General features: G+C 63.5%; 4 protein-coding genes and 1 pseudogene. All 5 read right to left on the bottom strand.

Going from position 1 to position 4,879, the window contains the following annotated elements; translation table 11 throughout:
- Positions 1 to 143 (bottom strand): annotated as a pseudogene (locus ENZ74_RS35820) (FMN reductase); the annotation flags it as partial.
- Positions 144 to 207: 64 nt separating this feature from the next.
- Positions 208 to 1,455, bottom strand: a complete 1,248-nt coding sequence (locus ENZ74_RS21990) for an SfnB family sulfur acquisition oxidoreductase (protein ID WP_063169861.1) — start codon at positions 1,453 to 1,455, stop codon at positions 208 to 210.
- A gap of 24 nt (positions 1,456 to 1,479) precedes the next feature.
- A complete protein-coding gene (locus ENZ74_RS21985) occupies positions 1,480 to 2,286 on the bottom strand; it encodes an ABC transporter ATP-binding protein (protein ID WP_024501876.1) in 807 nt (268 codons plus the stop codon).
- A gap of 79 nt (positions 2,287 to 2,365) precedes the next feature.
- Positions 2,366 to 3,703, bottom strand: coding sequence for an ABC transporter substrate-binding protein (locus ENZ74_RS21980; protein WP_013528156.1), 1,338 nt, complete (start codon positions 3,701 to 3,703; stop codon positions 2,366 to 2,368).
- An 80-nt stretch (positions 3,704 to 3,783) separates the two neighbouring features.
- Positions 3,784 to 4,824, bottom strand: coding sequence for a branched-chain amino acid ABC transporter permease (locus ENZ74_RS21975; RefSeq protein ID WP_063169860.1), 1,041 nt, complete (start codon positions 4,822 to 4,824; stop codon positions 3,784 to 3,786).
- Positions 4,825 to 4,879: the final 55 nt, after the last annotated feature.

The raw sequence follows: 4,879 nt of genomic DNA, 5'->3' as shown, positions 1-4,879 counted from the left end.
GGCCCGATATCCTCGATATCATAGGTGCTCGCCGATAGGCCGTGGCTGGCGGCGATGTCCCTGGCGACCAGATCGACGAAGGCGCGCGTCTTTGACGGCCTGGTGATGTTGCCGGAAAAGCCGACGACTGTTGGGTTTGACATGGCAGTGGGCCTCTTGGATGGTCGAAGGTTTGACGTGGCGGGCCGCCAGCCCGCCGGTGGAAAATCAGCTCCAGGCGTGCAGCGGCGGATTTTCGCCGTTGAGGAAATATTTGCCGAGGATCGAGTATTTCCAGCGCACCGGATCGTGCAGCGTGTGCGTGCGCGCGTTGCGCCAATGCCGGTCGAGATTGTGCTCGGCCAGGGTTGAGCGGGTCCCTGCCAGTTCGAACAGCTTGTTGGTGGCGGCGATGGCGATCTCTGTCGACAGGATTTTTGCCTCGGCAGTGACGATCTGGGCGTGCGCCACCGTCTCGGCTGTCGGCTCGGCCACTGCCCGGTCGATTGCATGACCGGCCTTTTCGAGCAGCGCCTGCGCCGCGTGCAGGCGCAGCGTCAGGTCGCCGATGGCCTGAATGGTGTAGGGATCGTCCCAGGCGTTGTCGACGCCGCTGTCGATCCAGGCGCGGCTTTTGGTCCTGACGAAATCGACCGTCTCGTCGATCGCCGCCTGGGCGATGCCGGTGTCCACGGCCACCTGGATGATCTGGAAGATGGCGCCGTCGGCGGTCGGTTTGTCGTAGCCCTTGTAGCCGGGTACCAGATGCGTCTTCGGCACCTTGACGTTGTCGATGATGACGGTGCCGGACAGGGTCGTGCGCTGGCCGAAGCTCGACCAGTCGTCGATGACGGTCAGGCCGGGTGCGCCGCGGTCGGCGATCGCATACCAGGCGCGGCCCTCGTCATCGAGCGCCACGATCGGCACCAGATGGGCGAGCAGCGCGCCGGACGAATAGAATTTCCGGCCGTTGACGACCACATGATCGCCGGCATCGGTGAAGCGGGTCTCAAAATCGGCGGCGCGCTTGGAGCCGAACTCGGAAAAGGCGTTGCCGAACCGGGTGCCCTTCAGCGCTTCGGCGAACAGCAGCTTCTGCTGGTCCGCGTCGGAGACGGTGCGGATGGCAGCGACGACGCCGAGATGGTTCTGCGCAACCTGGCCGATCGAGGAATCCGCCGCCGAGATGATCTCGATCACCTTCGCCAGCGTCGCATAGGACACCTCCGGCCCACCGAATGCCTTGGGTACATTGATCGACCACAGGCCGCTTTGCGAAAAGGCATCGAGTTCGGCGACCGGCCAGATCCGTTCACGGTCGCGCCGGGAGGAGTCCTTGACGAATTCGGCGGCGAGCGCATGGGCAACCGCAATCGCCTCGGCGTCGTCCTTGATGATGTGCGCCGGGGCGATCGGCCTTGCGACTGGCGGCACGGCGGCGGAAGCCTTGTCGGTCTTGACGGTCGAAACGGTCATTTCACTGCTCCTTGGGATTTCGATTCAGGCAACGGCGTGGAGATGGGCGGGCTTGGTGGCGGGTGACGCCTGTTGCCCGGGGTTCGATTGACCGAGATAGAAGGCCCTGATGTCCTCGCGCTGGCGAAGCTCGGGGGCCGCGCCGGCGAGAACGGAAACGCCGTTCTCCAGCACCGTGGCATGGTCGGCATATCGCAGCGCCACTGCGGAGTTCTGCTCGGCGACCAGGATGGATAGGCCAGTCTCGCGGTTGAGTTTTTTCAAGCTCTGGAAGATGTCCTGGACGATGATTGGCGCGAGCCCCATCGACGGTTCGTCCAGGACGAGCAGCCGCGGCCGCGACATCAGCGCCCTGCCGATGGCGGTCATCTGCTGTTCGCCGCCGGAGGTCAGGCCGGACAATGTCCGGCGTTTTTCCCGAAGCCTCGGGAAATAGCCGTAGATCCGTTCGAGATCCCCGTTGATCTCGGCGCGGCTGCCGCTGCGGCCGATGCCGCCGGCGATCAGATTCTCCTCGACGGTGAGGCTTTTGAAGCAGTGGCGGCCTTCCAGCACCTGAACCAGCCCGGCGCGCACCAGATCACCCGGTTTGCGGCGCGAGACATCCGAGCCGTCATAGCGGATGGTGCCGGCATTGACCTGGCCGCGTTCGGCCGGCAGCAGGTTGGAGACGGCCTTCAGCGTCGTGGTCTTGCCAGCGCCATTGGCACCGAGCAATGCCAGTATCTGGCCGCGCCTGAGCTCGAAACTGACGCCATGCAGCGCCGTGATGGCGTGGTTGTAGGTGGCATGGACCGTGTCCACAGCAAGAATGACGTCATCGTTCGGCATAGGCTGTTCTTTCGCGGTTCGAAAACCGAACAGGTCGGGCGCCACGGAAACTTGGTCCGCGACGCCCGGCACTGACTGATCAGTTGGTGGTCACAGCATTGGCATCGTCGGCGGTGCGCAGCTTGATGCCCTTCTCGGCGGCGTAGGCCTCGGCGGACTTCTCGATGATTGGCCGCAGCAGCGCCCAGTCCGGCGCGATCCAGTCGGAGACGACGTTCCACTTCTTGCCGTCCCACTGCTGGAAGGTCACGTAGCCTTCGCCTTCATGGTTGTCCCAGCTGACATTGATCGAGTGGAACAGGTCCTTGGCGCCGAGCGCCTCGACCTTGGCCGGATCAAGCTTGAGATGCTCGAAGCCCCAGCGGACCTCGTCGCCGGTCAGCGTGCGGTGGCCGAACTTCTCCTGCGCGATCCGGATCGCCTCGACATTGAGGATGCCGTTGACGATGCCGAGATTGTGGTAGACCGAGCCGATGCGCGCCTTGTCTTCAAGGTTACCCTTGCCGGCGCCGTAGACCGTCTTCACGATCTCCTGAACCACCGGGTAGGAGTTGCCGGAAGCCTGCGTGGTGATGGCGGTGTAACCCTTGGCGGCGTCGCCGGCAGGGATGACATCCTCTTCAGAATTCGACCAGACATTGCCGACGATGTGATCGACGGGATAGCCGACCTTGACCGCCGTCTTCAGCGCCACCGGGTTCATCACACCCCAGCCGCGCAGGACGACGAAATCCGGCTTGGCGCGGCGGATGGTCAGCCACTGCGACTGCTGCTCGTTGCCGGGATGCGGCACCTCGATCTGCTGCACGGTGAAGCCGTATTTCTGCGCCAGCAGCTCATAGATCGGGATGGTCTCCTTGCCGTAGGGCGAGCCGTGATAGAGCACGACGATCTTCTTTCCCTTCAGCTTGTCGATGCCGCCTTCCTTGGAGGCGATGTAGTTCACGATGCCTGATGTCTCGCTGTAGGGATTGAGCAGCAGCGGGAAGACGTAGGGGAAGACACGCCCGTCGGTGGAATCGGTGCGGCCGTGGTTGACGGTGATCAGCGGCACCTTGTCGGCGGTGATGCGGTCAATCATGGCATAGGCGATGCCGACCGAGAGCGGGTTCCAGGCGGCGGCGCCGGCATGGCTCTTCTGCCGCTCGTAGCATTCGACGCCGCGCTCGACCTCGTACTGGGTCTCGCATTCGTCCCAGGTCAGCTTGACGCCGTTGACGCCGCCGTCGCGGATGTTGATGAGGTTGAGATAGTCGATGAAGCCGCCGAAGAAGCCGGTGCCGCCGGCCGCGTAAGGCCCGACGCGATAGCTCTGCAGCGGAAAATATTGTTCGTCGGCGTGCGCGGCGGGCAAGGCCACCGACACGATCATCGCCGCGGACAACGCCGCCGCCTTGATTGTGCTGAGGAAAGTCATGGTCGAGGTACTCCCGGTATGGGCCGTCTTGTTCGGCCCCTTGTTCATTTTCCGATGGGATTCATTTTCAATGCATCAGCTCAAGTCGACTGCCAGGCGAACAGGAGCCGTCTTCGGACCCTGTCCCACAGCGCCACCAGCCCGTCGGGCTCAAGGATCAGAAACAGGATGATGAGCGCGCCCAGAACGATGCGCTGGCTCATGTCGAGCACGCCCGAATCGAAGAGATCGCCGAGCAGGAAGCCGCCGAGGCGCGACAGAGCGAGCGGGAAAACCACGATGAGGGCGGCGCCGAAAAACGCGCCGCGGATCGAAGCCAGCCCGCCGATGATGATGATGAACAGGATTTGGAACGACCGATCGAGATCGAAGCCGTCCGGCTCGACGGTCCTCAGATAGGCGAAGGCCCAGATGACGCCTGCGACGCCGATGATGAAGGACGAGATGGCGAAGGCCAGCAGCTTGGTCTTCAGCACCGGGATGCCGATGATGCGGGCGGCGGTTTCATTGTCGCGGATGGCGATGAAGTTGCGACCGGTCTGCGACGAGACCAGCCTATAGGCAAGGAAGGTCAGGACGGTGACGATTGTCAGCGCGAAGAGATAGCGACCGATGGCGCCGTCGAGCGCGAAACCTGAGATCGACAGTCTCGGCGCGTCGATGACGCCTGACGCCGAGTTGTTGGAGAACCAGCTGAACTTGGTCAGCGCCCATTGCACGAAGAACTGCGCGGCGAGCGTCGATACTGCGAGATAAAAACCCCTCAGCCGCAGGCTGGGCAGGCCAAAGACGATGCCGATCGCGGCGGCGACGATGCCGGCCAGGAAGATGCTGCCGATCGGCGGCAGGCCCTCGACGCGCAGGTTGAAATTATAGGCGGCGAAGGCGCCCGCCGCCATGAAGGCGGCACTGCCCAGCGAGACCTGGCCGGCATAGCCGGTGAGAATGTTCAAGCCCACGCCGGCGAGGCTGAGCGCCAGGAACGGCAGCAGGATGGCCTCGAACAGATAACTTGAGCCGATCAGCGGCACGACACCATAGGCGAAGGCGAGCAGCAGGACCGGTACGACCCATTTCGGCAGCACCGGCGCGGCGACGAAATCGCTTGTTATCGCGGTCATCGTTCAGATCCTCTCAACGAGCTTCTGGCCGAACAGGCCGGAAGGGCGGATCAGC

It is taken from the genome of Mesorhizobium sp. M7A.F.Ca.CA.002.15.2.1 (assembly GCF_003998715.1).
GTDB lineage: Bacteria > Pseudomonadota > Alphaproteobacteria > Rhizobiales > Rhizobiaceae > Mesorhizobium > Mesorhizobium ciceri.
The sequence above is the reverse complement of the archived record's forward strand: the minus strand, read 5'-3'. Positions and strand labels throughout refer to the sequence as shown.

Coding starts and splice junctions, on each gene's coding strand:
- ENZ74_RS21990 (WP_063169861.1), bottom strand. CDS start 1,455: ATGACCGTTTCGACCGTCAAGACCGACAAGGCTTCCGCCGCCGTGCCG.
- ENZ74_RS21985 (WP_024501876.1), bottom strand. CDS start 2,286: ATGCCGAACGATGACGTCATTCTTGCTGTGGACACGGTCCATGCCACC.
- ENZ74_RS21980 (WP_013528156.1), bottom strand. CDS start 3,703: ATGACTTTCCTCAGCACAATCAAGGCGGCGGCGTTGTCCGCGGCGATG.
- ENZ74_RS21975 (WP_063169860.1), bottom strand. CDS start 4,824: ATGACCGCGATAACAAGCGATTTCGTCGCCGCGCCGGTGCTGCCGAAA.